Source organism: Enterococcus sp. ARL09-542 (genome assembly GCF_005234805.1).
Lineage (GTDB): Bacteria > Bacillota > Bacilli > Lactobacillales > Enterococcaceae > Enterococcus_D > Enterococcus_D gallinarum.
Genome location: NZ_QPQX01000001.1, coordinates 201297 through 227093, shown reverse-complemented (window position 1 = coordinate 227093; position 25797 = coordinate 201297). Strand labels below are relative to the sequence as shown.

24 protein-coding genes are annotated in these 25797 nt (G+C 40.1%); 7 read left to right on the top strand and 17 right to left on the bottom strand.

What is annotated here, in order from left to right:
• Window position 1: 1 nt before the first annotated feature.
• From DVW06_RS01050 to fdrA, 5 genes are read right to left on the bottom strand one after another with little or no spacing between them, the layout of a single operon-like run.
• Entirely contained in the window at window positions 2–1219 is a 1218-nt protein-coding gene (locus DVW06_RS01050) for a dicarboxylate/amino acid:cation symporter (protein ID WP_003125715.1), read from the bottom strand.
• A 13-nt stretch (window positions 1220–1232) separates the two neighbouring features.
• Window positions 1233–2165: a carbamate kinase gene (arcC, locus tag DVW06_RS01045; RefSeq protein ID WP_003125714.1), complete on the bottom strand. Its 933-nt coding sequence runs from the start codon at window positions 2163–2165 to the stop codon at window positions 1233–1235.
• Window positions 2162–3412: an MFS transporter gene (locus tag DVW06_RS01040; protein WP_003125713.1), complete on the bottom strand. Its 1251-nt coding sequence runs from the start codon at window positions 3410–3412 to the stop codon at window positions 2162–2164. Before DVW06_RS01040 ends, arcC begins: the two co-directional genes overlap by 4 nt.
• 15 nt (window positions 3413–3427) lie before the next feature.
• On the bottom strand, window positions 3428–4234 hold the full coding sequence (locus DVW06_RS01035; protein WP_003125712.1) for a DUF2877 domain-containing protein: 807 nt from the start codon (window positions 4232–4234) through the stop codon (window positions 3428–3430).
• On the bottom strand, window positions 4227–7235 hold the full coding sequence (fdrA, locus tag DVW06_RS01030; RefSeq protein ID WP_034706799.1) for a DUF1116 domain-containing protein: 3009 nt from the start codon (window positions 7233–7235) through the stop codon (window positions 4227–4229). Before fdrA ends, DVW06_RS01035 begins: the two co-directional genes overlap by 8 nt.
• A gap of 116 nt (window positions 7236–7351) precedes the next feature.
• Between fdrA and DVW06_RS01025 the strand changes: the two genes are divergently transcribed.
• From DVW06_RS01025 to DVW06_RS01010, 4 genes are all read left to right on the top strand, one after another.
• Complete coding sequence (locus DVW06_RS01025; protein ID WP_003125710.1) at window positions 7352–8926, top strand: PucR family transcriptional regulator; 1575 nt, start codon at window positions 7352–7354, stop codon at window positions 8924–8926.
• Entirely contained in the window at window positions 8927–9739 is an 813-nt protein-coding gene (locus tag DVW06_RS01020) for an alpha/beta hydrolase fold domain-containing protein (protein ID WP_003125709.1), read from the top strand.
• A 187-nt stretch (window positions 9740–9926) separates the two neighbouring features.
• A complete protein-coding gene (locus DVW06_RS01015; protein ID WP_005470619.1) occupies window positions 9927–11072 on the top strand; it encodes a cation:proton antiporter in 1146 nt (381 codons plus the stop codon).
• Between the two features lie 133 nt (window positions 11073–11205).
• Window positions 11206–11481 (top strand): hypothetical protein, encoded by a 276-nt coding sequence (locus DVW06_RS01010; protein WP_005470617.1) that lies wholly within the window; start codon window positions 11206–11208, stop codon window positions 11479–11481.
• A gap of 77 nt (window positions 11482–11558) precedes the next feature.
• Here the strand turns inward: DVW06_RS01010 and DVW06_RS01005 are convergent, their stop codons facing one another.
• From DVW06_RS01005 to DVW06_RS00955, 11 genes are all read right to left on the bottom strand, one after another.
• Window positions 11559–11960: a NusG domain II-containing protein gene (locus DVW06_RS01005; protein ID WP_005470615.1), complete on the bottom strand. Its 402-nt coding sequence runs from the start codon at window positions 11958–11960 to the stop codon at window positions 11559–11561.
• 226 nt (window positions 11961–12186) lie between these two features.
• Window positions 12187–12414 carry a hypothetical protein gene (locus DVW06_RS01000; RefSeq protein ID WP_003125702.1) on the bottom strand — a complete coding sequence of 76 codons (228 nt, stop codon included), beginning with the start codon at window positions 12412–12414 and terminating at the stop codon, window positions 12187–12189.
• A gap of 199 nt (window positions 12415–12613) precedes the next feature.
• On the bottom strand, window positions 12614–13012 hold the full coding sequence (locus DVW06_RS00995; protein ID WP_005470614.1) for a hypothetical protein: 399 nt from the start codon (window positions 13010–13012) through the stop codon (window positions 12614–12616).
• Window positions 13013–13028: 16 nt separating this feature from the next.
• A complete protein-coding gene (rpmF, locus tag DVW06_RS00990; protein WP_003125700.1) occupies window positions 13029–13208 on the bottom strand; it encodes a 50S ribosomal protein L32 in 180 nt (59 codons plus the stop codon).
• A 31-nt stretch (window positions 13209–13239) separates the two neighbouring features.
• Window positions 13240–13359, bottom strand: coding sequence for a putative metal homeostasis protein (locus tag DVW06_RS00985; RefSeq protein ID WP_137264320.1), 120 nt, complete (start codon window positions 13357–13359; stop codon window positions 13240–13242).
• Between the two features lie 58 nt (window positions 13360–13417).
• Window positions 13418–13570 (bottom strand): 50S ribosomal protein L33, encoded by a 153-nt coding sequence (gene rpmG / locus DVW06_RS00980; RefSeq protein ID WP_003125699.1) that lies wholly within the window; start codon window positions 13568–13570, stop codon window positions 13418–13420.
• A gap of 318 nt (window positions 13571–13888) precedes the next feature.
• On the bottom strand, window positions 13889–15868 hold the full coding sequence (locus DVW06_RS00975; protein WP_137264319.1) for a S9 family peptidase: 1980 nt from the start codon (window positions 15866–15868) through the stop codon (window positions 13889–13891).
• Window positions 15869–15946: 78 nt separating this feature from the next.
• Window positions 15947–16894, bottom strand: coding sequence for a tocopherol cyclase family protein (locus DVW06_RS00970; protein WP_137264318.1), 948 nt, complete (start codon window positions 16892–16894; stop codon window positions 15947–15949).
• Between the two features lie 122 nt (window positions 16895–17016).
• Entirely contained in the window at window positions 17017–17856 is an 840-nt protein-coding gene (locus DVW06_RS00965) for a hypothetical protein (RefSeq protein WP_137264317.1), read from the bottom strand.
• 4 nt (window positions 17857–17860) lie between these two features.
• The gene (locus DVW06_RS00960; RefSeq protein ID WP_005470611.1) at window positions 17861–18178 is read right to left on the bottom strand and encodes a PadR family transcriptional regulator; all 318 of its coding nucleotides are present in this window, start codon (window positions 18176–18178) and stop codon (window positions 17861–17863) included.
• Window positions 18179–18319: 141 nt separating this feature from the next.
• Window positions 18320–19357 carry an oxidoreductase gene (locus DVW06_RS00955; protein WP_003125693.1) on the bottom strand — a complete coding sequence of 346 codons (1038 nt, stop codon included), beginning with the start codon at window positions 19355–19357 and terminating at the stop codon, window positions 18320–18322.
• 354 nt (window positions 19358–19711) lie between these two features.
• Here DVW06_RS00955 and DVW06_RS00950 point away from each other — a divergent pair, with 354 nt between their 5' ends.
• The gene (locus DVW06_RS00950; RefSeq protein ID WP_137264316.1) at window positions 19712–21856 is read left to right on the top strand and encodes a HelD family protein; all 2145 of its coding nucleotides are present in this window, start codon (window positions 19712–19714) and stop codon (window positions 21854–21856) included.
• A 536-nt stretch (window positions 21857–22392) separates the two neighbouring features.
• On the opposite strand, the gene DVW06_RS00945 is transcribed toward DVW06_RS00950, so the two are convergent.
• Window positions 22393–23730 (bottom strand): CHAP domain-containing protein, encoded by a 1338-nt coding sequence (locus tag DVW06_RS00945; RefSeq protein ID WP_227760635.1) that lies wholly within the window; start codon window positions 23728–23730, stop codon window positions 22393–22395.
• 136 nt (window positions 23731–23866) lie between these two features.
• On the opposite strand from DVW06_RS00945, the gene DVW06_RS00940 reads away from it, so the two are divergent.
• Window positions 23867–24124 carry a hypothetical protein gene (locus DVW06_RS00940; RefSeq protein ID WP_003125689.1) on the top strand — a complete coding sequence of 86 codons (258 nt, stop codon included), beginning with the start codon at window positions 23867–23869 and terminating at the stop codon, window positions 24122–24124.
• Window positions 24125–24247: 123 nt separating this feature from the next.
• Window positions 24248–25534 (top strand): metallophosphoesterase, encoded by a 1287-nt coding sequence (locus tag DVW06_RS00935; protein WP_042620360.1) that lies wholly within the window; start codon window positions 24248–24250, stop codon window positions 25532–25534.
• Window positions 25535–25797: the final 263 nt, after the last annotated feature.

Here is a 25797-nt window from a genome sequence, read left to right as displayed (position 1 = left end):
CTTATTGATTAAATATCTGATAGTCCAATTCATCCGCAGATTTCGCAATGATCATCGCAGAATAAACATCTGAATTGACATTCAAAATCGTTCGCAGCATACCGACAAACCATTCTACACCAGCAAAAATCGCGATACTCTCGATTGGGAGTCCTAATTGAGGGACGACAATCGCCAGTGAAACGAGGCCAGCTCCCGGAACAACTGCATTCGCCAAGGACACGAATGTTGCAGTGACAGCCACTGTAATCATTTGGATCAAATCAAAAGGCATTTGATACATCTGGGCAATCGTCATCACTGTGATCGCCATATGCATCGCAGAACCATTACTATTTAAAGACATTCCTAGTGGTAAGACTAGATTTGTGATACGGCTGCTTAATCCCAGCTTATGTTGGGCTTCTTCCATAGCGACCGGTAATGTGATGGCGGACGAGGTAGTCGCTAATGCCATAATGGTCATATTTTTCATATTTTGGATCAAGCGCCATGGATTCACGCGGCAATAGATCATCAAAGCAACAATCCATAAGGCAAGAAACGTCAGTGTGGCTAACCCATAGATTAGAAGATACTTTCCTAGAGGTAAAATGATCTGTAACCCCAAAGAACTGATCGTTGAAGCAATCAGCGCAAAGATCCCGATGGGCGCTAAAATCATGACATAGCGGATGATCGTCAGCACGACTTCATTCAAGTCAACAATGATTGTTAATAATTGCGACTGCGGATTCTTTTGCAAAAAACGATTTAAAGCAATCCCAAAAAACAGGGCAAAAACGATGATCTGAATAATCGATCCTTTTGACAAGGCATCGAAAATATTGGTAGGAATAAAATTGATCAGCGTCTCCGATGGTGAGATTTCTTGCGCTTGGACAGTGTCAGCAGCCGTTTGTGAAAAATCGATCCCTTTACCAGGGGTAAAGAAAACTGCCATTGCGACACCCCAAGCCGCAGCAAGTAAGGAGGAAATCCCGAAGACCGCGATTGTTTTCCCACCTAACCGTGTCAATTCTTTGGGGGCAATGCCCCCAACAGCCTGAATGATTTGCCCTAAGATCAATACCGGTATTGCCATTTGCATGAGCCGTAGAAAAATATCGCCAACGATTTTTAAGTGAACGCCCGCTTGTGAAAACAGCAATCCAAAAACGATCCCCAACAAAACAGCAATAACGATTTGTGTGACCATTGGTATTTTTTTTATTTTCACCTTGATCCCCTCTTTATTTGCGGAGTATAGTCCCTACCTGTTGATCAAGTACAGCTAAATTTTCAATTGAAGTAATGATCGCTGTCCTTGACGCATCCTCGTTTACAAAGCCGATGGCTGCCTGGATCTTCGGTAACATACTGCCAGCAGCAAAGTGTCCTTCTTCAATATACTGTTCTGCTTGCTCGACAGTGATTTCTTTGAGAGCTTGTTGGTCTGGTTGATTGTAGTTAATGTAGATATTATCAACACCCGTTAAAATAATCAGACGATCTGCTTGGACATTGTCTGCCAAAACCTTGGCTGCAAAATCTTTGTCATTGACTGCTTCCACGCCAACATAGTGCTGATTTTCTTGATAAACAGGTACCCCACCACCTCCAGCACAAATCGTGATTACCCCGGCATCGACTAGGGTCTTGATCACGTCTTTTTCGACGATTTCTTGTGGCATCGGAGAAGGAACCACTTTTCGGTAGCCCCGTCCGGCATCTTCTTGATAGACACCCCCGGTTTTAGCCATCGCTGCTTCCGCTTCTTCTTTATCATAAAAAGGACCAATCGGTTTCGATGGTTTCTGGAAAGAAGGATCGTTTTTATCCACTCTGACTTGTGTGATTAAAGAAATCACGGATTGCGGCACATCCCGTTGGGCAAATTCATTGGTTAGTGCATGTTGCAACCAATAGCCGATACTTCCTTGTGTCATCGCAACACAGGTATCCAATTTCAGCTGTGGATTTTTTTCGCTTTCAGCAGCTTTTTGCTGAAGCAGCAAATTACCGACTTGTGGGCCATTTCCATGACACAAAATCACTTGTTCGCCTTTTTCAACAAAATCAGCAATATATTTGGCTGCTTGAGCAACTACCGCTTTTTGTCCACTATCACTAGGGTCTTTATCCAAAATGGCATTTCCGCCTAGTGCGATCACATTTAAACTCATTTTACTGTCTCCTTCTCATTTTCCTTCGCTAATACGGCAAATATTCCTAATCCGATCAGCAGCAACACACACGATAAGTAAAAACCGACTTGCATTGATCCTAATGAATCTGCTAAAAATCCTGTGACATATGGCGCGAGGATCGAACCAGACATTCCGATGAAGTTGTAGGCACTAAGCGTCGTGCCTAACGCTCCGGCTGGTGCATTTTTCGTTACAAATGTCACCACGATTGGATCAAGAGCAAGCTTGCCCGTCAATCCATACAAAATCAACACGGCGATCAATATCGTGCGGTCTGTAACAAAGGCAATCGCAAAAACTGAAAGTGTCGCAAGGGGTACCAAGAAATACACCAGTTTTTTCGTTGCTCCTGTTTTGTCGTTCAACCGAGCAAAAATCAAGGCACCAGGAATCGAAGCCCATGGGACGAGAGAAGCAATAAATCCAACACTTGCTCCTTCAAATCCACGTTCTGCGATCAAAAATTGTGGTAACCATGTAATGATAACAAAATTTGCATAAATGCTAGTAAAACATAAGATAAAGGCAGCCACTAAATTACGATTAGAAAAAATTTGTTTAAGAGAGATTTTTTCTTTTGGTCCTTCTTCTTTAACCACTTTTTCTTCATCTTCAGGACGGATGACTTTCTCTTTCAATACCGTGTAAAACAAGATACCGAGAATCAATGTTGGGATCGCCATGATAAAGAATGGTTTGCTCCAATGATCGCCATTATCCAAAACAAGTTTACTTGACAATAGATACCCGCCAGAAGTCCCAAAAGCCATTCCGCTGTTGATAATCGCATTCCCAACGGTTCGTTTGTTATCTGGAATCGCTTCTGTTGATAACGCGTATTGAGGCCCATAATACGCACCTTGACCGATACCGGCAACTGCGCGAATGACTAAGAACAAGACAAAACTCGTAGCTAATCCACTGAAATACGTGGTCACGGCCAGCAGTACAAAACCAATGGCAATGACTAGCTTTCGACCGATTTTGTCCCCAACGATCCCAAAAGGAATTTGGGCGATGGCATAGGTCAAGAAGAAGATACTATTTGCTAGACCTAGTTGCGTATTGCTTAAATTGAATTGTTCTCCGATCACACCCATGATTGGATTAAAGATCGTCCTTGTGGCATACATTAAGATCCAACCCACAAAGAAAATGGCAACAACTTTTTTCCAATAATTGTTACTTACTTTTTCAGCTGGTCGCTGGTTGATAGATTCCATGATTTCTCCTCTTTTCTATTCTAAAGTGATTGATTCCAATGCTAGCAGCATGCCAAAACACAAATCAATGCCCGATGAATGGCCGATTTTCATGACATCCTTTACATCTTTTTCGATCAGCTGCTGATCTTGGCTTTTCAAATCAGTCAATAATCGATAGATCAATGAATTGACATAACCTTTGATAGAGGCGGAAATATAGGCTTTACTGACATCAGTAGTAGACAAAGGAACCGCTAGAGCAGTTGCTAACTTCTCCGCTGGTTGGTCAAAGGCATAAAACATTGCTTGGTAAGCAACCAATAGATCATCTCCGCTAGGTGTCAATCCCTTCCCTCGGCCAATTAGATAAGCAGTCACTTGCTGCCAATCTGGCTCGGGATGCCGCAACACTTCAAAAATTTCTAAGGCTCGTTTTTCTAAAGGAAGTCCAATTTTTTCTACTAAATTTTGCTGGGTCAGTATTTCTTTTAAGCTGTTTCGCTCCGCTGCAGTGAAGGTAAGGTCCTTCACTTGCAGCGAAACAAAAGCAACATCTGTCAAAGGCAAAACAATCGTTCCTTTGGTACTATAAAATGTCAAACTATGACTACGTATCTTGACTAAATTTCCCGGCTCCACATAAGGCATGATTGCCCGAAACTGTTCTTCAGGTAAATACATCCCAAATCCTGCCAGATAGCTGCGGTAATTATTGATGTTGATCAACTGTTCATTGACTTGAATATTAAATGAACGATCAAATACACTATGGATTTTCCCCATTCCTCCAAATTGCTGGATCGGAGACAGGTAATCACTCGCAATGATTTTTTCAGTCAACGTCGATCCCTAGTTTCTTCGCATAAGCTGTTAGAGCATTTTCAAAACAGCCTAGAGGTGCTCTAACCGTTCCCGCACCAACTTGTCCTACTCCAGCTTCTTTGTGGGCGATTCCAGTATTGATCACTGGTGTGATCCCTGTTTCGACTACTTTTCGAATGTCAATTCCTAAACATGTTCCTTGGAAGTCCCATGTTGGGATCGAAAATGTCGAATTGTGTCCCAGACAAATTTTTGCCATTTCATTCGATGTTTCCAAGGCATCTTCAAAACCGCCGGCACCGACAAAACGCGTCACGCCTGGTGCAGCAACCATGGCCATTGCCCCAACACCGACGGTTTCCGTAATGGCGCTGTCTCCGATATCAGGATTACCGTCTGCTTCAGTAAAGCCGGTAAAGTACAGACCTTTTGGCGTATTGACCGGGGCAATGTGCCATTCGTCCTCTGTTTCTGCGATACGAATCCCAAAATTGACACCGTTACGGGTCATCGTTGTCACCACTGTCCCTTTTGTTTCTGAACGAGCACCGTCAACGATGGCCTTACCGGTAGCCATCATGATATTCAAGAAGAATTGATCAGTATCTGCTAAGAACTTGATAACTTCGTACTTTTGATCTTCCGGAATATCTGTTTGAATGATTAGTGGCGAAATTTCTTTCAAGAAGTTCAATGAGGCCGCAATGTTTCGTTGGTGGAATTCATCCCCCATCGTGATCGAACGCGCGATCAAGACATTCAAATTGATGCCTTCTTCTGTCAACTGCAATGCTTTAGCGATCGTCGGTCCTAAAACATCTTTGATCCAATCCAAGCGATCAATGACTTCTTGGGAATAAGCACCAAAACGTAACACTTTACCGATACCCTCGTTCAAAATACAGTAAGCACGATTTCCTGTCAGACGATTTTCAACCACAAAGACAGGCATGTTTGCAGAAGTGATCCCTCCCATCGGGCCAACAGCTTGTACATGATGACAAGGCATGAAACGAACTTCTCCGCTTTCCAACAATCGGCGTGCTTCTTCTTCATTCGTTGCCCACCGTTCAAATAACGCCGCGCCAATACAAGAACCTTGCATCGGTCCAGTCATTTCTGACCACTCAATTGGAGGTCCAGCATGTAATAACGTTTTTTGCTGCTCATTTAGTTCAGCAATGACTGTTTTAGCAGGTACCACATCGATCAAGAAAGGTTGCGCATTCTTGATTTTGTCTGTCACTTCTTGGTTGTCCGCTGTAATTTGATCCTCAAAATCTTCCAGTGCATCCAGAATGCGAATCATTTTTTTATTGCCGCTCGCTCTAGGACGCCAGTTAAATTGCTCCGTTTGTCCACCATATTGCAAGATTGATTCATTAAAACTTTGTAAGCCGACATTGATGATTCGCGGTTTTGTTGTCAATAATTCCATCACTTGCTCACTAACCGTTGGTACATCAATCGTTGTCCCCGTGTAGTCTTCCACCGCTTTATCTGCTTCTGACATTTCGACACCTTTTAACAAGAGTGCTAATTGAACAGCTTTCGCGTTGCTTTCTGCTACATAAACCCCCGCTGCTTTCAAGCGATCGACTGCATCTTGATAATTTTGCGGATCTTTCGTGGTTCCGCAGACTGTAGCCACGAAGTAAAGATCACCTCCAGCTGTTTTAGCTTTTGTTTGTGCTGCTTCGATGGCAGGTAGCAATGCTCCGACCATATCTTCATGTGCACCGTAACCTAAAACCACATCGAACAAAATAATTCCTGTTTGTTCATCCTCTGCATACTCTTCGATTTTTTGAATCCGTACCTCTGGATCGATCATTGGATGAGGTTTTCCTTGCGTATAAATATCATCGCCTAAATCGATCACATCGTAGCCGTGAGAATGCAAAATATATCCTTCTTGCTTGACTAAACCTTCTAAGTTCAACGCTTCCGAAATCAACATGCCCGCTTCAGCAGCTAGTGTGCCGCCAGAATAAAGGCCTTTAACAACTTTGTCTTTGTCTAAAGTGGATACGTTTGGTTTGTCCAATTTTGTAAAATAATTCCGTTTGACAGCTTCTTCATTTGCTAAATCAACAGCGATTTGTGCAGTTTCTTCCAATGTGTGTGCCAAGTAAACTTTTCCTTCATGGGCTTCAGGTTTTTCTCCTAAGAAAATAGCAACGACTGGCTTGCTGATGCTTTGCAGCAATTGAACGACTTCATCCCGCACTTCTTTTGCAGGTGGCTTCGAGATGACACAAATCACATCGGTTGGTTCATGATTTTCCAGAGCGACGATCGCATCTTTCACAGTGATGGCTCCCACCTTATCACTGAGATCACGTCCACCAGTTCCGATTGCATGTACTACCCCGCCACCTAGACGATCGATGATCGTTGTGACTTCTTGGATCCCTGTCCCTGATGCACCAACTACACCAATATTTCCAGGTGAAACCACATTGGTGAAGGCAATCGGGATACTAGAGATGATCCCTGTTCCGCAATCTGGTCCCATCATTAATAGTCCTTTTTCATGTGCTAATTTCTTTAAGCGAACTTCATCTTCAATAGCTACATTGTCCGTAAAAGAAAAAACATGCAGACCATTCTTCAAAGCCTTTTCCATCTCGGCTGCGCCATATTCTCCCGGAATACTGAACAACGCCACATTGGCATCCGGCAAAGCAGTCAGTGCTTCTTGCCAAGAAGCTGCAGCAGGTTTCTCTTTGTCGTCACCTTTAGCGGAAAGATCAGCTAGAAAGGTATCGATCGCCGGTAAAACTTCCTCCATGATTTGCTCGTCTTCACTGTCGACAACGATCATCATGTCATTCGGGGAAGCAGCTTCTGCTTCAGGCGTCAGCAAGCCAGTGTTATTTAAAATATCTTTGTTTGCATCTGTCCCCATCATGATCTGACTCATTGTCACGCCATCAAGATCATTGATCGTATTCGTCAACAACATGAGATTGATCGAATCTTGATAGTTGTTCTTTAAGATCACTGTGTTTAACATTTGTTCTCCTCCTTTTCTTATATTTTTATTCTAACGCGACTTGTTTGCGTTTTCATTGGATAAAAGTCTAAAAAAATGCTATACTTTTTATCCAAAAGGGGAAAAAGGAGAATCTTATGCAATTAAAAGAATTGATTGAGCTGCCGCTTTTCAAAAATAGCAAGACACTGACTGGCACGATTGGTTTAACAAATCCAGTGGCCTCTGTCATGGTGCTTGAAGCCATCGATATTGAAAAATGGAGTAAGAAAGATCAGTTGATCTTGACTTCATTCTATGCCTTCACGGATCTTTCTATGGATCAGTTGCGTGTTTTTTTTGAAAAGATGCAGCAGATTGGGGTCAGTGGGTTAGTCGTCAAAGTCGATCGCCTGATTCCAATGATTCCTGAATGGATCATTGGTCTTAGTTTTGATTATCAGATCCCATTGATCAAAGTACAGCAAGATGTTAGTTACGAAGCAATCATGTTGGCGGTTTATGAACCGCTTTTGAATCACCAAACACATCTCTTGCGAACCTACTATGAGGTCCGTCAGCGTTTCATGAAGGTTGAACGCAACCATTCGTCCTTTGAGCAGATCATGCAAGAGTTTTATCAGTTGATCGAAAAACCTTGTTCATTACGGATCCCCCATTTGGATGTTCAAGTTGCGATCGGTCAATCCTTTAAGAATTATGTAGTCACAAAGAGTGAACCAATGAAAACCATCGAATTCACAAAAAATCATTATGAATATCTAGAGCTTTTTTCTCATGAGAACAATCAGTATGTCACTGCAATCAAAGTGGATATCATCAACCCATTCAATGACTTATGTACATTGATCGTTTATCAAAAAGATTCTCAGATCCCCGAAGCAAAGGTCATGATTATCGAGAATGTCGTAGACGTTATTTACGAACGGCTGCAAATGGAATATCTTCTAAAAAAAGAGCGCTATAATCGGATGAACAATCTGGCCGAAGCCATTTTGCAAAGTACACCGAATAATTCCGAAGAATTAGCTGCATTGCTGCAAGAGGCACAATTAGATCGTTATGATTACTACCAAGGAATTGCTTTTGCCTCCAATACCTTTAAAGATAAGCAAAGAAAAATAGCTGTCCTGCACAAATTACGGGCATTGAAAACTGCCCATGTGTTTTTTGAGCATCATAATTATTTAGTCGTCCTGTATAATTTTCAGCAGCTAGCCCAAGAAATCAGTAAAAAGAACTTGGAAAAACAATTTGAAGTCTCTCTCTTATCAGAAGAATCTGCTTGCTTAGCAGTCAGCGAAGTCTTCACTAAAGAACATATCAAGGAAATCTTGCCCCAATGTCTCGATGCCATTCGCTTCAACCGCCAGTTCTATCTAGGACCGATCTTAACTTACAGTGATTTAGGAATCTTTAGCTCCTTTATCAAAGAAAATCAGCTGGAACGACTGCAGCAAAGCATTCCCCCAAAGTTGTACCAAATGTCAGAAGAAGACGAGGAATTATTCACTACTTTCTATACTTTTTTTATCAGCAACCGCAATTACAAGAAAACTGCCGAGGCTCTTTTTCTGCATTCGAAAACGATTCGCTATCGTCTCAACAAAATCGAGCAGTTGCTGGAGATTGATTTGACAAATCCTATCCAATTGGTCAATTATGAAATCGGTACGTATTTATTAGAATTGAAGAAAAGGAGTCGTTTATAAATGAAAACAGACTTTTTATTATCTACCGGTGCCTCAGTTAGTCTTTATCCTGCTGATTCCATTGAGCAAGAGAGCTATCTGATTTACTTGCATGGCGGTGGATTCGTTTACGGCAGTCGGCAGGATATTCCCAAACCATTGATCGAATTGTTTCATGAACACAACTATACGATCCTATCTATGGACTATTTGTTGGCACCAAACAGTTCACTTTCTGAAATTATTGCCGCTACCTGGGAGAATTTCTTGGAATTAAAAGCGAAAGTAATCAAGGAGCACCCTTATCGAATCTGCGGTCGTTCAGCGGGAGGGTATTTGATGATGGCATTGACGAAAAAAATTTTTGCTGAAAAACTGCCAATGCCCGAAAGCCTAATTAACTTTTATGGCTATACAGACTTAGCTTTCATTGAAACTTCTCGTCAGACGACTCAACCACCATTGTCTGAGTCCCTTCTGCCAAAAATCGAGTTAACAGAGAAAGTATGGGATGATCCCCAGTTTCAGCGTTATCTCTTTTATATTTATGCACTTCAGCAACAAAAATTGACTGAGGTATATGGCATTTCCTCCAATCAGTTGACGGATTATGCGCTCCCAGCGGAAGAGCTACAACTCTTTCCTCCTGTTTTTAGTACAGCCAGCAGTACCGATGAAGAAGTCCCATTTCGCTATAGTAAGGCATTAAAGAAAATTCCAGATAGTAAATTTATAGCTGTTTATGACCTGCCGCATGACTTCCTGAAAGAAACAGATGATGACCAAGTCCAAATGGTTTTTTCCCGTTTAAATACCTGGTTAAATGACCACTGACAAAAAAACTAAAACAAAATCATTTTTGACAGGCAGCAGAGTGTTATAAAAAGAACCCTCTGCTGCCTTTGATCAATTTTTCTTCTCTTTCAACTTGAAAATCAGCAAATAATGCTTACTTACACCAAGATTGCTGGTTACATGCTATACTAAAAATGATTATTTGAAAGAAAGAAGGATGAATTTAATGGAATTTGTGGGTATCTTATGCCTAATCCTCCTCACAACAACTCTTTTCTCTCATATAGCAAGACGGATTGGCGTCCCTGCTGTAATTGGGCAATTGTTGGCTGGTGTTTTATTAGGAGGTGCAGGACTTAATTGGGTACATCCAGACATTTTAGTACACGATTTTTCTGAGATCGGTGTTATTTTGCTAATGTTTTTAGCTGGTTTAGAAAGTGATATTTCTTTACTGAAACGCTATTTTCGCCCTGGAATGTTTGTAGCGATCTTGGGGATCCTCTTCCCGATGTTATTCGGCTATCTCACAGGTATCGGATTTCAAAGCAGCGGAACGGAAGCCTTCTTTTTTGGTATTGTTCTAGCAGCAACTTCTGTCAGTATCTCTGTCGAGGTACTCAAAGAACTAAATGTTGTTAATACCAAAGAGGGTTCGACGATTCTAGGCGCCTCAGTTGTCGACGATATTTTGGTCGTTTTGGTATTGAGCCTCAGCCTTTCCTTTTTGGGAGGTTCTGGTACGCAAAGCACCCCTTTGCCTGTCACACTATTTGTAGAACTTATTTATTTTGTTTTGATCTTCTTACTTGTTAAATGGATTGCGCCGTTCTTACTTTCTTTAGCAGAAAAGCTCTTTGCCAATGCCTCAGTCATCATCATGTCTCTGATCATCTGTTTAGGTATGGCTTATCTTGCTGACTTAGTCGGTTTGAGCTCTGTGATTGGTGCTTTCTTTGCCGGGATCGCTGTTAGCCAAACAAAAGTCAAAGAAGAAGTGGAACACAGTGTAGAAGCATTGGGATATGCCGTGTTTATTCCAGTATTCTTTGTTAGTGTCGGCTTAGAAGTAGACTTTTCTTTGTTGAATGAGCAATTACTCTTTATCTTAGCCTTTACGGTAGTAGCTATTTTGACTAAACTTGTCGGAGGTTTTGCTGGCGGAAAAATCGCTCAGTTCTCCAACAATAGTGCTTGGATGGTTGGTGCAGGGATGATATCTCGCGGCGAAATGGCTCTGATCATTTTACAAATCGGACAACAAAATAACTTGATCACACCTGCTCTTTATTCACCCTTAGTAATTGTGGTTTTATTGAGCACACTGATCTCCCCACTGATTTTGAAATATTTTACAAAAAAAATCTATTGATGCATCGTAAAAGGCAAAACACCTTCTCAATTCAGTTGAGAAGGTGTTTTATTGTATTTAAAGCAAAAAAACATTACAATAAAGCTATATAGGATCAAAAGGCCGACAACACACCGTGAAAGGGCGTATTCTCATGAAAATCATCAAGAACTCCATTGAAAATCACCAAAAGAAAAAAGAGCAAAAAAAACTGATTTTAAGAAAAAAGAACTTTGAATTACGTGAAAGAGGAAAAGATCCTCATAAAGGGTGGCACCCCATGGTCGATACCGGATCCGGCGGTGCAAATGGTGCACTCGTTAAAATCAATAGAGGCACCATCGATATTACCGGAAACAATGACGAAACATTCAACTATTTTTTAGAAGAACAAAGACGAGTTGTTGATCATTCAAAAAGGCAGAACTAACTCTTGTTTAGAATGACTGGCAAGAGCACTTTTCAACTGCTTCTACGATAAATACTATTCAATCCAGACGGTCTCAATCAGTAAATATAATAGTCATCGCTTCCTGCTTGATAGATCTCGATCACTAATTTATGAGGCAAACAGATACTGGTTTGTCCATTTTGAGAGATCCAGCCCGTTTTAACAGCAATCTGATCTGGACTATTGTCTTCTTTCACGCGAATGTTCCCGTTATTTATTTCGATAATATTATATTGTTTTCTAGACGGAACATACGTTTTTGTCAATGATTCTATTTTTTCGAGGTTGAATCGATCAACCTCCTGCCCGTTGATTCGAACAATGGCGTAACGATCACCTGTATGTTCCGTAGCTTGGGCAGAGAAAAAGACTGGCAGAAAAGATCCTACAATCAATGCAGCAAAGAGGAGGTAATCAAAGGGTTTTAATAAACGAATAAAAGAATCTAGCAGCCTCATTCGTATCACCTCTTTCTTTTTTTACTGTTTTTTCTTTAAAACAGCTAGTCGTCTAGTTATGTCCTTTGCTGATTTCAATAATTGAATAAAAAGGCATTGGCAAAAATCACCTGATTTTGCCAATGCCTTTTTATTGAATACAATTAAAATCATAAATGATTGGTTGTGCTCATTATGCGTTTCAATGGATGCTTCCTGTTTTTGCATCATTGTCAGCTGTGGCTACTTAAATCGTTTCTTTTTTAATGGTTTCAATCATTTGATCGATTGCTTGTTTGATTTCATCTTCTGTATCGGGTAATTTGCTTGGTACCCCATCATGCTTACCACTGTCGACTTCTCCGGAAAAACTTACTTCATCCCCTGAAACATTGATTTGGTCTTGATACCCTTTTACAGCGATATAGGCTTTGGCAAGCACCTCAGTTTCTTTCACATCTTCAATTTTTTTCATTGTACTTCCCCTCCTGAATCTTATTGTAGCAACTTCTATTTAAAAACCAAATTGATTTGCTTTGTTTTTCCCAGTTTTAATATCTCCAAAAGAAAAACGAAAGTAGGAAGGGCTATTTTTCGGATGGAAAACAACACCGTTTTTTTGTTAAAGTATTTGCATATCTTCTATTGAAAAAAGCTTTTTTCAATTGATCTTTCTATTCGATAGTTGGTTCTGATAATCTACGGTCTTCAAAATAAGCCGATAAATCAATCAATTCATCCTCTGTAAACTGATTCATTTCTACTTCACCTAAAATCCTTTCTTGCAGTGTTCGATCCATTTCCCAGAAATGGTCGATCTTTTTGAAATGGTCAGCCGAAAACCTGGCAAATACTGGATAAAGAATCAAGAAGTCAGTGTATGTCAGGTCCATGGACTCTGTATAATCCTTTACGTAACCTGAATCTAATGCTTCTTTGGTTGGTTCACCCTTTGGCCCAATCAATCCTTTGTGATATAACAGCTGAAAAATTTCTGCTTTAGTGACTGTCGGATCAACTTTCTTTTTGTAGCAATAAGCCTCTTCAACCAATGATGGATATTGGATCATCATTATTCTCTACTTCCTTTCAGTCATTTGCTTTCGTTATGATCGGTTTCTTCAAAAGATATTCCTTTAATGACACATGGTGACTTCGTGTATAATTCCCACTGGTACTGTCAAAATGGATGGCTGGCTTCTTCAATTGTTGATTTCTCCGCCGCCGGTTTTTCTTTGCCTTTGAAGTTTTTCTAGCTGGTACTGCCATTTTTTAATCCTTTCTTGGAAAAATAGTTTCGTTAGCTAATTTTTTTCTTGTTCCGCTTGTATTCATGGATAATTTTTAGCGCACGCTTGCGAGTCTTGATATTTGGATTTTTCAAGCGGCGATAAGCACTTGCCAGATCTGTTTTTTCCAATCATTTTTCCTCCGTTATCGTCCTACTTCTCTCTTTAAGATTCATCTGTATTCTTTACTCACTTCTTTATTTCACGAAAAATTGCTTTTCGCCGTAGTTTTGGTGAATATTTTTTTAATTCCAATCGATAGGGTGTGTTGCGCTGATTTTTGCTAGTCAGATAGAGTCGTTCTCCGGTTTCTACACATTCCAATATAATATTATTTTGCATCCTCAAACTCCTTCCAAAAATCTCTTCAAAAACAAAACGTAACGATTACGTTTTAAACCTTATCATAGAAGAGTAGAAGATTCAAGAAGTTTTTTATATTTTTGTTATTTTATAAATGAAAGATGTTTCATATGAGTCGTTGATCGTTTCTGAAAAAAATTCTATTTAATAAAATACCAGAAATAAAAATAGCTGTTTCTCTCTTTAAAAACTTTGATTTAACAAAAAAATAAGATACCCGCAAGCTGGTATTTTAGAACAACTTCTTAAAAATTGTTCTAGTAATTATCCAATACTTTACTGGTATCTTGTTTTTTATTATTCGTGTGTCTTCATCCATTCCGTGATAGCCGATAAGCGTTCAAGACGTAGATTGGGCAACCCGCTGCGAGAAAGGCCATGACTAGAATGCGGAAAGAGGATCAATTTCGTGTCAATGTCATTCCGTTTTAATGCCGTATAAAATTGTTGCCCTTGTTCTTGCGGACAACGCAGATCATTTTCGCCATGTAAAACAAGCGTTGGTGTGCTGACATGATCTGCATACGCTAATGGTGACATTTCCCAGAGTGTCTTAGACTCATCTAGGTCATGCAGCAACTGATATTTTACGAAAAATGGTCCAATGTCGCTGGTTCCATAGAAACTGATCCAATTGGAGATCGACCGCTGTGTGACGGCAGAGCAGAAACGATCCGTGTGCCCTACGATCCAATTGGTCATAAAGCCCCCATAACTACCGCCAACGACATGAATTTTTTGGGGATCGATCTCTGGATGATGATTAAGCACGTCATCCACACCTAAGAGCAAGTCTTGGTAATCTTTATTGCCATAATCTCCTAGGATCGAGCGAACAAACTCCTGACCATAGCCTTGCCCACCGCGAGGATTCAGCAATATCACTCCGTAACCATTGGCTGCATGAACTTGCATTTCGTGAAAGAAAGTCTCCCCGTAGCAAACTTGCGGTCCACCGTGAATATATAAAATCGCAGGGTGCTCTTGACTAGTCTCGATCGGTGGTAGATACCATCCTTGGATTTGCCAACCATCTGCTCCCTCATACCAAAAACGCTGCGGTTCACTGATCGACAGGTCATTCATCAGAGCTTCATTCGGATCAGCTACTAGTTCTAGCTCGCCACTAGTTAAGTCAAGCACCGCTAGTCGACTTGGGATCGTTAGTGTCGAATAAGTGATTGCTAAGTGGGTTTCATCAATCTTTGCTGCATCAGTGATATCCATTAATTGGTCAAATAGTAATGTCCATTGTCCTTTCGTATCGACACGGTACAATTGCAATTTTCCATGAGTAGTCACTGGTACAATAAACTGTTGTTTGTTGATCCAGGTTACTGAAACACCACGATTTTTTTGTTGAAAATCACCGATGATCGTATTGCCGATGGCAAGGTCTTGTTCATTTGAGAGGTTGACTACTTCCTTTGTTTCAAGGTCCATGAGATAAAGATCTTCCTGGGTAACAAATCCATAGGTTAGGTCATTCCCCAAAAGCAGCAATTGGTTGCCAGATAAAGCAGCAAAAGAATAAGTCCCTTCAGGCAGATCAGATTCAAATGAGTGATGCTGATTCGTTGTCAGATCATACGCATACAGCATACTTCCATAATGCCATTCTCGTTCGGGTTTCGTCTCTGCGGTATAGAGTAGACCTTGCTCTTTTTCCATGATTGCTTCAAGATGGATTTCCAGATCTGTTTCAAAAATAGTTGCTGATTCTTTCGTCGTTAATAAGACTTTCTTTACGCGCGTGATTTTCTCAGATAAAAAGCCCGCACCATCTGCTTGATAGCCTAATTTGGTCGTCATTTTTATTTTAGGAAAATCGTTTTCAGCAGCTTTTTCTTTTGACGTATCGTATTTTTTCTCAGAGTCATCCACTCGTTCTTTTGATTTATCTGCTGAGACTTGATAATAGACCGCTGTAGCATCGTCTGTCCAAAAATAATTGCTGATTCCCTGCTCTGCTACTAAGACAGAAGCTCGTCCACCGTTTAACGGCATAATCATTAGTTGATTTTTTTCTGTTTCTTTCTCTGTCGACAGAAAGCTCAGCCATTTTTCATCGGGAGAAACTTTTAGCTCGGTACTATTTTTTAATTGGTTGCCCCATACCTGCCTTTCTTTTGTCTCTCGATCAACACTGAAAATTTCTGATTGATAGCAGTTCTTTTCTTCGTTAACCGTATTCTCAAGATAAAAGATACGGTTCCCAGCCGCTACTGGCTGTGCCACACTCTTCAACTCAAACAACGACTCTTTTTTTATTTTCATTTACCCGCCTCCAAAATTAGGATAATTCCATTATAGCAAAATCCGCTGACGTGAAGTCAGCGGATTTACTCTTTATTCTTAATAGGTATATCCACGAACGATGCCGGATTCTTCAAAACCGGCAGAGAAACCCGTTTGTCGGAAAATCGTCTGACCATTTTCTATCAACGTCAGCAAAATCTCCGTACTGGCACTTTCCCGAATAATTCGATTCATCACACCATCCGTTGGTGCCATCAAGGAATGGCCCTCTTTTTCTGCAACTTCAATCGTTAGTTCAAGCCCTTTTTGCCTAACAATAATCACTAATCGACCTTGTTTGCGAGTCACAGAATCTAAGCGGGCACCATAATACGTTGCCAAGCGATATTCTTTATCCCCTATTTGTAAGACTGAAATAATCCCTAAAAAAGCCGTTCCTAAAAAAGGAATGTCTGCTGCTGAGAAAAAGAAACGGACATCAGGTGCCTCAAATCGATTGCATTGTACCCATAGATAGGCAGCAGGAAACGAGGTTCCCCAGTCTTTTTCGAGATACCCGATTCCTTCAGAGAAATCAAGTGACTGCTCATTCCATAGCAAAGTTCCCGAGAGGCTATGAGCCATACTTAAAATACCATGGTAGCATTCCATAAATGAAAGGTAGGAAAAAGGCCCCATAATACTTGGGGCATAGCGACTCCGAGATATTGGATGAAAGGCACCGTAGGTCAATGTGCCTTTAACTGATAATTCAGTACTCTCTAATGATAGCGAAATTCCTTGTTCACTAAAGTAATTCTCCCCGATCTTAATTAATAACTGGTCTTCAGCAGCTGAAAATTCCGCTTCACTAAAGGGGAAATAATGGGATCCTTCATGGCTGATCACTTGAATAAATGGCTGTTTTCTTCCATCCGATTCAATCGATAGCCCTGGAATAAATGCATACACCTCATCCCCAATTTGATGTTTGAAATACCATCCTTCAAAAAATGCAGCTTTCTTCGTATTGCCATGAAAAAAAAGATCTGTTGTAATCGCCATACGTTCCCTCCATTCAGCTACAACTAGTGTAGCATGAATGGCACAAAAGATGGGTTATGACGTTTTCACCAATCCAGGATTGTAAGATCTACGATTTTTCTGTTCGTATTCTCGATCACGGCTTACTTATCTTTTGCAGAACGTCTGGTCCAAAGGATATAAACAGCAAAAGCTGCCACAAGCAATGCAATCAACAGCCCTTTAAACCGATTATCATTTGTCAAATTCTCTTTGGAGGCCCATCGTTGAAGGATTCCAAGTATAACGAAAATCGTTAGCATAAAGGCGACGGGATAAAAGTCTTTTTCCTTGCGCAAGAAAATCAAGGCGCAGGCAGCGACTAATAGCACCAACATTAGCACCATATCCATTGGATAAGATAACGTCACCACAAAAAGGTTAGGGGTATATAGATTCAGTAAAACCAAACCACCAATCCAGACCATCGCTATCACCCACAAAACCAAAAATTTCTTTAACTTACTCTGAAAAAAACCTTGCTTTAAATAAATCGTTTTTTGCACCCCAAAGAAAAAAAGGATGACCAAAACGACTGAAAAAACAGCAGTTGTCACATAAGAATAAAGATTTAACTGCAAGACACTATCAGAAGAAAAGTCATTAAACAGTTTGACCAGCCATGAGACGCCAACCATAATATAAATCAAATTCAACTGATCGATCAAACGGCTTTTAGGTGTGTTACGCAACAGCTCATCTACCATTTCTTTAGGATTTTTCCCAAAATATTCTTCTGCTGTTTCACCATGATTTTGGGCTTCAAGTAAATCATTGGCTATCTCATAGACTTGAGCAACCACAGCATATTCATCTTGAAACAGGCTAGAAAAAAATAAGTACTCCCTCAAATCTTCAAAATATTTCTGATTGCTTGCTGACAGTTGTTTTGAAATCTCATTTGTTTTGTCTCGGTAATAAGCTAGTTGTTTTTTCTTATTCATGTTCTCACTCCTCAATAATTCGTTCTACTTTACTCACTAGGTTTTCCCACTGTTGTTTAAAGCTGTTTAGGTACTCTTCTCCAGCTTCTGTCAATGAAAAATATTTCCTGTCTGGTCCATCTGGTGATTTTTTCAGTTCAGCTTTGATCAAACGTTGTTTCTCCAGTTTCTGAAGTAAGGGGTAAATCGTACCGCCAACGATCGTTTCAAAACCATATCCTCTCAATTCTTGTACAAGCTCGTACCCATAAATTTCTTTTTTTGAAATAATCTGCAAGACACATCCATCTAAGACGCCCTTTAACAGTTGCGTTTCTCTCACGACATTCACCTCCACGAATCATCTCCTACTAGTATGTTTTACCTATTAGTTGATTTGAGTATATCAAAAAGCATCTAGTATGTAAAGCATACTAGCTAAAAAAATAAAAACACAGTACGTGTAAACATACTGTGTTTTCGGTTATCTTTTGATTCCTCGCCCATAGGAATCATTATAAGGTTGAAATGAGCGATCGTGGAGCTGGGTAGCGGCATCTGCCAACCAGTGAATATTTCTAATCAACGCTCGTCCTTGTAAAATTAAATCCGCTTGCTTGGTTTGCAGAATGTGTTCACATAAATTAGGGTTATCCAGCATCCCAACGGTAGCCACTGGGATCTTAACAGCTGCTTTCATAGCTGTTGCAAAAGGTGTTTGATACCCTTCATAAACCGGGATCGTTGGCTTTCTATCTAACAAACCGCCCGTAGAGATATCTAAACAATCAATCCCATCTGCTTCAAGCCACTGTCCAATTTGTTGCCATTCTGTGATTGAATTTTGTTTATCCTCTGTTTCATAATCGGTTAACGACAACCGCATCCAAAGTGACCCATCAAAGACAGCTCGAACCGCTTGAACAATTTCTTTGACGAAACGATAGCGGCTTGCTAATGATCCGCCATATTCATCTGTCCGCTGATTCACGATTGGTGAGAGAAATTGATCAATCAAATATCCGTGAGCTCCGTGCAATTCAATCATGTCTACGCCAGCAGCTTGCGCACGTTTGGCTGCTGCCACAAAGGATTCTTGGACACGATTGATTTCAGCAAGCGTCATTTCGTGAGGAACAGCATAGCTTTCGTTAAAGCGAACGGCGCTAGGTGCTATTGGGTAACCTGCATCCGCTGCTTTGCGCCCAGCATGGTTCAACTGAAGCCCCACTTTGCTACCGAAACCATGAAGCAATGCAACGAGTTTTGATAACTCAACTTGTTGCGCTTCATTCCATAAACCAAGATCATTCTTGGTGATTCGTCCATCTGCTTCCACAGCAGTTGACTCAATGATCAGCAAGCCAACTTTACTTAATGCACGAGCACCATAGTGAACAAAGTGAAATGGCGTGGCAATCCCATCCTCTTTTTTCACTTCATACATGCACATTGGTGAAAGGACAACACGATTCTCTAACGATAACCCCGCCAGTTCAACTGGCGATAATAGTAATGACATACTGACATTCCTCCGCTACTCATTAAATTGCATTTTCTGCTTGTTATCAGTATAGTTGTTACACATAGAAATACAAGCAGAAAGAGTTTGTTTTTTTGAACATGAATCAAAGAACAGTAGGCGAATAGACCAAAAGTCAATTTACTTTGCTGAAAACTACAGTCTCCCGTTAGCTAAGTATGGAGTTAGCCTTTATTATTTTTAAAAACAAAAAAGAATTGCTGATTAATAATTCTATCAGCAATTCTTTTCCCTATAGTTATTATACAGGAAAAAACGAGTAAAAAACAGACTAGTATTTTTGCCGCCACCTCGTATAATGAAACATACTCTGGGAAATGGATGTGAAAACAGATGGAAAAGCAACGCATATTAGAGAAACGTCATTTATCTTTTGTTTATCAAAAATTGGTCACTCGAAAAAAAGCCCTACGCTCTTTTCTGGATAAAGGCTACGCAAGCCATTTGCAAGACCTCCAAACAATTGGCACGGATATTCGACTCAATTTTGATAACTTGTCAGACAGTCTGGAAACTTATGCTGCCATTGAGAGCAAAAATCGTGAAATTGACCAAATGAATCTGAGTTTGCAAACAGCCGAAAAAGAACTGGCAGCCGTAGAACGTTTGCTCCAGTCACCCTATTTCGGGAAAATAGTCGTTGACTTTCTTGATGGTGAATCCGCTGAATCCTTTTATATTGGCATCAACGGCTTTGCAGATGAAGATAGTCATAACTTAGTCTATGATTGGCGCTCTCCAATCGCTGAGCTTTTTTATAACAATACGTTAGGGGATTCTTCTTACCAAGTCAATGAACATGAAATTGCTGTATCTATTAAAAATAGACGGCAATTAATTGTCGCTCATGATAAACTGATCCGCTTTTTCGATACTTCTGTCGCGATCCAAGATGATGTCTTATTGACCGCACTAGAAAAGAACGACGGCAAAAAAATGCGCGACATCACAGCATCCATCCAAAGAGAGCAGAATGCAGTCATTCGTGACCAATCAAGTCAAACCTTATTGGTCAATGGAGTAGCCGGTAGTGGAAAAACCTCAGTTATTATGCAACGGGTCGCTTATTTATTGTATCAATACCGTAGTCAGATCACATCTGACAATGTACTGATCCTTTCACCCAATCAAGATTTTATCCACTATATCTCAGATGTCTTGCCTTCATTAGGTGAAAAGAATCCTTTAAATCAGACGATTCGTCAATTTTGCTCGTATTTGCTGCAAGAAGCAAATACAGTTCCTTTAGAAAATGAGGAAGCCTATTTTTTCCGTTTACAAGAACCTACTTCTTTTCAAACAGAAACGCTCCGCAGCAATGAGTTTGTGGCCTTTCTGCAAGAATCAGCCAGCAAGACAGCCCTGATCGAACCTTCGTTTCACTCAATCCTTCGAAAGGGTAAAGTCGTTATAGCCAAAGAAAAGATTCAGTCAATCTATCAATCTACACCACAACTCCCTATGATCGAGCGATTGCAAGCAACCAAGAAACGATTAATAAGTGAGTGGGAGTCACAATTGATCAGAAATGCCAAAAAGAACCACTTGCAAGATCAAGTATTAGCACTTTCTGAACAGCAGCAGCAACGATACTTTGGTCATTTGATCGAAGACGACTCTCCCTCCAGTATTAAAAAGTATACTGAACAATTATTGCGAACGAGGTATCAAGTCGTTGATGAACAATTGAAACAGAATAGCTGGATCGATGAGGATCAATTTTTAGAACACTATTATACGGCGTTCACCCAACAGCCTTATCTGAAACATTCTACTATCACGTTAGATGAAGCAGTAATTCGTTTATTCAACCGACACCTATTTATCGAGAAACTTCCTGTAGCCTCGCTGGCTTTTTTGCTGATCGATGAAATCCAAGATTATACACCCGCTCAGTGTACGCTGTTATTGACACTATTTCCCCGAGCAGCCTTCACCATGGTTGGGGATGAAAATCAAGCAATTTTTAATTCTGCGATTGATTTTAGAGAGATTCAAGAAATCTTTGAGGCTAACAATCGATCAGTCACACGCTATGACTTACGAACTAGCTACCGTTCCAGTGGTGAAATTACTAAATTGTTTGCAAAGCTTGCCAACCATACAACTATGTCGATCATGCCTGTTCGCCCGGCCGGAGAGCCTCCCCGATTTATTCGTTTTGAAAACGAGTTGGAATGGCTGGCAACTATCACACCTTTCATAAAAAAGGGAAGGCAATATACGATACTGACAAAGAGCCATAAGGAGGCTGCTTTTTTGGAAGAATATCTCAAAGGACAGACAAATCAACTCCCCTTTCCTGTTTATTCGATTGACATCGCTAAAGGAAGAGAATTTGATCATGTCATTCTTTATGACGTTTCAAACGAACAATTCTATACAACACAAGACAAGCGAATATTGTATACACTGCTGTCCCGTGGCATGGAAAGTATGCTGGTTACTTATAAAAAAGAACTTAGTGCCTTTTTCTAATCCGAAAACCATTGATTTTCAATAAAGCCCAGAATCAAACTACTGCCAGATCCAGCACTTAACAACTAAGTTTTTTTAGAAAAAAATACCTTTTTGTCTATTTGAGCAAATGCATCTGTCCAGCCTTAGGATAAATGAAGTTTCACTTTATTTACCCTAAGGCTTTTTGACTTGTCCCTTCAACCTCCGACTCTTCTTCGTTGATCCGCATCCCTTTGTGACAATCTTACTTGTCTTCTTCTATGATCTTAAAAACGTAGATGCAAAGATTTCCCATGGGATGAGAACTAGACGGAATAATTTCGTCACAACATTTGTCCAATAATTGAAATTGCAGCGATCGTCAACCCTAGAAGCTCGTGTCAGTTGCTCCAATTCAATTGTTTTATTCAAGCGCGGAAGGCTTTTTTACATAAATTTTCACAACAGTAGAGCATTGAAGCCCAACTGTCAGTTGGAATAGTTGGAGCAGCGTCCGCTATTTGCAGATACAAAAAAACCACTAATGACGAATCATTAGTGGTTAAATCTATTGATTAACGATGAATGTAAGTATAACCAGATGCATTCATTGTTGCTGTGTTTGGTCCTGTAGGTGAAGGGAAGCCCATTCCACCTTGAGAGATCGTAATGGTGTTGCTTGCAGGATCATAAGATTCTACATAGGCTACGTGTCCATACGTACCATCTGCTGTCCACTCTCCGCCAACGGATTGGCCTGCGGCAAAGACAACAACTGCTCCAGCGGCTGGTGTTCCATTCACTGTGTATCCATCAGCTGCTGCTGAGGCACCCCATTGGGCACCATTTCCCCAGTAAGTACCAACCCATGGTGCGCGATTTTTAACATACCATGTACATTGTCCTACTGCATACATGTTACCTGATGATGAGTGGTCTTTACCACTACCACCGGTATTGACTGTAGAATTATTGCTGTTATTTGTATTTGATGAAGAACTGTTTGATGAATTTGAACTATTACTTGATGAACTTGAGCTGCTTGATGATCCAGCAGTTGCTGTTTCAACAACAAAAGTATCTGAAGAACTTTCTGTCTTAGTTGTACTTGTTTGAACATCTTCTGTAACAGCTGCTTTTTCTTGCGCTTCTTTCAATGCTGCTGCCTGTTTTGCTTCTTCTGCTTTTTTAGCAGCCGCTGCTTCTTGTTGAGCTTTCAAGACACGTGCTTTTTCAGCTTCCGCTTCTTGTTTTTTCTTGTTCAACGCATCTTTGTCTTTTTCAGCTGTTGCTTGTTCAGCAGCTAAATTAGCTTTCAACACATTCAAGTCTGCTTGTTTTGTAGCCAATGCATCTTTTTGATTTTGCAGCTCAGCTTGAGTTGCTGCTACTTCTTGAATTTTGCTTTCATTTTCTTTTACTTTTTGTTCAACATCTTCTTTGTCGCGTTTTTGCTGCTCAACTAGATCATTGTTGGCATTTACGATTGTTGTCATGGCTTGTACTCGACCAATAACATCCGTCAAAGAATCTGCTTCTAGAACTGCATCGATAAAGTTTGTGCTTTGACCATTTACTTGCACATCGCGTGCTTGTTTTTTGATGGCTTCTTCACGTTTTGCGATACGTAATTTTAAAGTGGCAATTTTATCTTGTAATTTTTCTGCTTCTTTACCTAGTGCAACTTGTTTAGCTTCTAAGTCACTGACTTTTGCACTCACTGAATCAATTTCTGCTTCTAGAGAATCGATTTGTGATTGAGCATCTGCTTGTTGTCCTTTTAGGGAATCGATTTTTTGATTTTGTTGTTCGATTTGATCATCAATGGAATCTGCTGATACTAATCCTGGTCCTGCAACTGCTGTTAATGTTAGAGAACACACCATTAATGCTGATAACAAACTTTTCTTCACTCGTTTTTCCTCCGACTAGCGCTTTTTGTGTAAATTAGTTGTCTTAATAAAAAATTTACTTAATATAAGAAAATTTAAAGTTCGATTTAACGACAAATGAATTCTAACATAAGCATATGACATACAGATAAAAGAAATGTTACAAAAATGTTTCAAAGACAATTCTCATCAGAAATATTCTTCTATGCTAGCTATAAAGCTTGATAAAACAGCATTTTTAAAATGTTTTTCAAAAAAAGAAATCGATAAAAAAGCGCTTTTTTATTTTTCAGGTAGTCCAAAAACTCCTGAAAAAACCAAAAAATTTGCTTTTTTACAGTGTGAATCCCCTTTTTTCTCTCTTTTGGCCCTCTCTTTATCCGTTTCTTTTTTCATTAAAGAAGATACCGTGTAAGCAAAATACTTGATCCTTTCTAAGTGACAAGCAAGTTTTCTCTTCCTATAATAGGAAGAATACCGCTCGAAAGGAGGAAGCATCATTTCCAAAAGAAAAATAATTATCTGGATCAGTAGCATTTTGGTTTGCGGCTTACTTTTGCTTGCTCTTTGGACGACCAAAAAAGCGAACAGTGTGTTGCAGCAAGATTCAGAAAGCGAATTTTGGCTGCTAAGCGATGTTCATTTCCTGTCGTCAGCACTTCACGATAATAGTATAGCCTTCAACCAGTTTGCTGAAGGTGCCGCTGGTAAAGAAATGCGCTATCAGGCAGAAAGTTTGGAAGCTTTTGTTGCTGAAGCCCTAGAAAAACGACCAACAGGAGTGATCTTGACAGGGGACATGACATTGAATGGAGAGAAAGCAAGTGCAGAATCTCTTGCCGAGTTATTGGCACCATTACAAGAAGCTTCGATCATGGTACTGAGTTTGCCCGGCAATCATGAGATTTACAATGGTTGGGCCAGAATTTTTGATGGGGATAAGGAATTTTATGCCGATCAAATCAGCCCGCAAGATTTCAAAGATATTTTTTCCGAAGGCTACGAGAAAGCTGACAGTGTTGATCGGACCTCATTAAGCTATAGCATCAATCTCAATGATCAGTATCGCTTAGTATTACTTGATTCATGTATTTATGAAGAACAAGTGAATTGGAACCAGCCAACTACGAATGGCCGCTTGAAAGAAAGCACCTTAGAATGGCTGAAGGATCAACTAGAAGCAGCTAAACAACAGCAGCAGACACCGCTTCTCTTCATGCACCATAATCTTCTGGAACATAATTCATTGTTGAAAGAAGGTTATATTTTAGATAACTCGGCGCAATTGCAGCAATTACTAACTGCTTATCAGGTACCAGCGATTTTTTCTGGACACATCCATATCCAAGATATTACAGAAGGACCCTCTGGTATTCAGGAAATTGTCACCGGCTCTTATTCCACACAAGAACTTGGCTATGGGGTCGTAACACTTACTGATAAAACGATCAACTACGAAAAAAAGGTGATTGATTTGGACCAATGGGCTGCTAAGAACAAGCGGAAAGATCCTCACCTTTTGCAGTATAGCAACTATCAAGCAACCATCTTTCAACAAGATACAACTAAAATGGTGCGCCAACAGCTCGCATCTGTTACTGAATTGACAGAAGAACAAATCAACACATTATATACATTTATTGCAAAGATGAATGCAGCGTTATTTACTGGTGACGACGTTTATTCGCAAGAAGAAAAAGAAACGATTCGACATTCTGAAGAATACCAGCTGCTGGCAACATATTCTTATTTTCTAAAACAATATGTTGACTCGCTATTGGAAGATAAGAGTCCAGATAATGCGCTGACACTTCCCATAAAATGAACGATAGCCTTCCTGTCATAAGACGGGAAGGCTATCTAACGATGCAATATTTATTCTTTGAAAGTTGAAGCAGACTATTACTACTATTATTTATTTCTCATTTAAACGATGCAATCCCTAACCTCTACTGCATCCTTGTAACTCTGAAGTTACGCCAGTTTTGAATAAATTTCCTAAAAACAAGATAACGTTGGTACAAAAATATTTCTCGTATTCAATCAGTATAACACATTTTGGCAAAAATGTCGTCAACAGACTTCCTC

What these genes read in the sequence shown, in the direction of transcription:
- DVW06_RS01010 (WP_005470617.1), top strand. Translation starts at nt 11,206, where the DNA reads ATGAAAATCATCAAGAACTCCATTGAAAATCACCAAAAGAAAAAAGAG.
- DVW06_RS01040 (WP_003125713.1), bottom strand. Translation starts at nt 3,412, where the DNA reads ATGGAATCTATCAACCAGCGACCAGCTGAAAAAGTAAGTAACAATTAT.
- DVW06_RS01000 (WP_003125702.1), bottom strand. Translation starts at nt 12,414, where the DNA reads ATGAAAAAAATTGAAGATGTGAAAGAAACTGAGGTGCTTGCCAAAGCC.
- DVW06_RS01025 (WP_003125710.1), top strand. Translation starts at nt 7,352, where the DNA reads ATGCAATTAAAAGAATTGATTGAGCTGCCGCTTTTCAAAAATAGCAAG.
- DVW06_RS01005 (WP_005470615.1), bottom strand. Translation starts at nt 11,960, where the DNA reads ATGAGGCTGCTAGATTCTTTTATTCGTTTATTAAAACCCTTTGATTAC.
- rpmG (WP_003125699.1), bottom strand. Translation starts at nt 13,570, where the DNA reads ATGCAAAATAATATTATATTGGAATGTGTAGAAACCGGAGAACGACTC.
- arcC (WP_003125714.1), bottom strand. Translation starts at nt 2,165, where the DNA reads ATGAGTTTAAATGTGATCGCACTAGGCGGAAATGCCATTTTGGATAAA.
- DVW06_RS00975 (WP_137264319.1), bottom strand. Translation starts at nt 15,868, where the DNA reads ATGAAAATAAAAAAAGAGTCGTTGTTTGAGTTGAAGAGTGTGGCACAG.
- DVW06_RS00965 (WP_137264317.1), bottom strand. Translation starts at nt 17,856, where the DNA reads ATGAATAAGAAAAAACAACTAGCTTATTACCGAGACAAAACAAATGAG.
- DVW06_RS00950 (WP_137264316.1), top strand. Translation starts at nt 19,712, where the DNA reads ATGGAAAAGCAACGCATATTAGAGAAACGTCATTTATCTTTTGTTTAT.
- DVW06_RS00940 (WP_003125689.1), top strand. Translation starts at nt 23,867, where the DNA reads ATGTTACAAAAATGTTTCAAAGACAATTCTCATCAGAAATATTCTTCT.
- rpmF (WP_003125700.1), bottom strand. Translation starts at nt 13,208, where the DNA reads ATGGCAGTACCAGCTAGAAAAACTTCAAAGGCAAAGAAAAACCGGCGG.
- DVW06_RS00970 (WP_137264318.1), bottom strand. Translation starts at nt 16,894, where the DNA reads ATGGCGATTACAACAGATCTTTTTTTTCATGGCAATACGAAGAAAGCT.
- fdrA (WP_034706799.1), bottom strand. Translation starts at nt 7,235, where the DNA reads ATGTTAAACACAGTGATCTTAAAGAACAACTATCAAGATTCGATCAAT.
- DVW06_RS01015 (WP_005470619.1), top strand. Translation starts at nt 9,927, where the DNA reads ATGGAATTTGTGGGTATCTTATGCCTAATCCTCCTCACAACAACTCTT.
- DVW06_RS00955 (WP_003125693.1), bottom strand. Translation starts at nt 19,357, where the DNA reads ATGTCATTACTATTATCGCCAGTTGAACTGGCGGGGTTATCGTTAGAG.
- DVW06_RS01020 (WP_003125709.1), top strand. Translation starts at nt 8,927, where the DNA reads ATGAAAACAGACTTTTTATTATCTACCGGTGCCTCAGTTAGTCTTTAT.
- DVW06_RS00995 (WP_005470614.1), bottom strand. Translation starts at nt 13,012, where the DNA reads ATGATGATCCAATATCCATCATTGGTTGAAGAGGCTTATTGCTACAAA.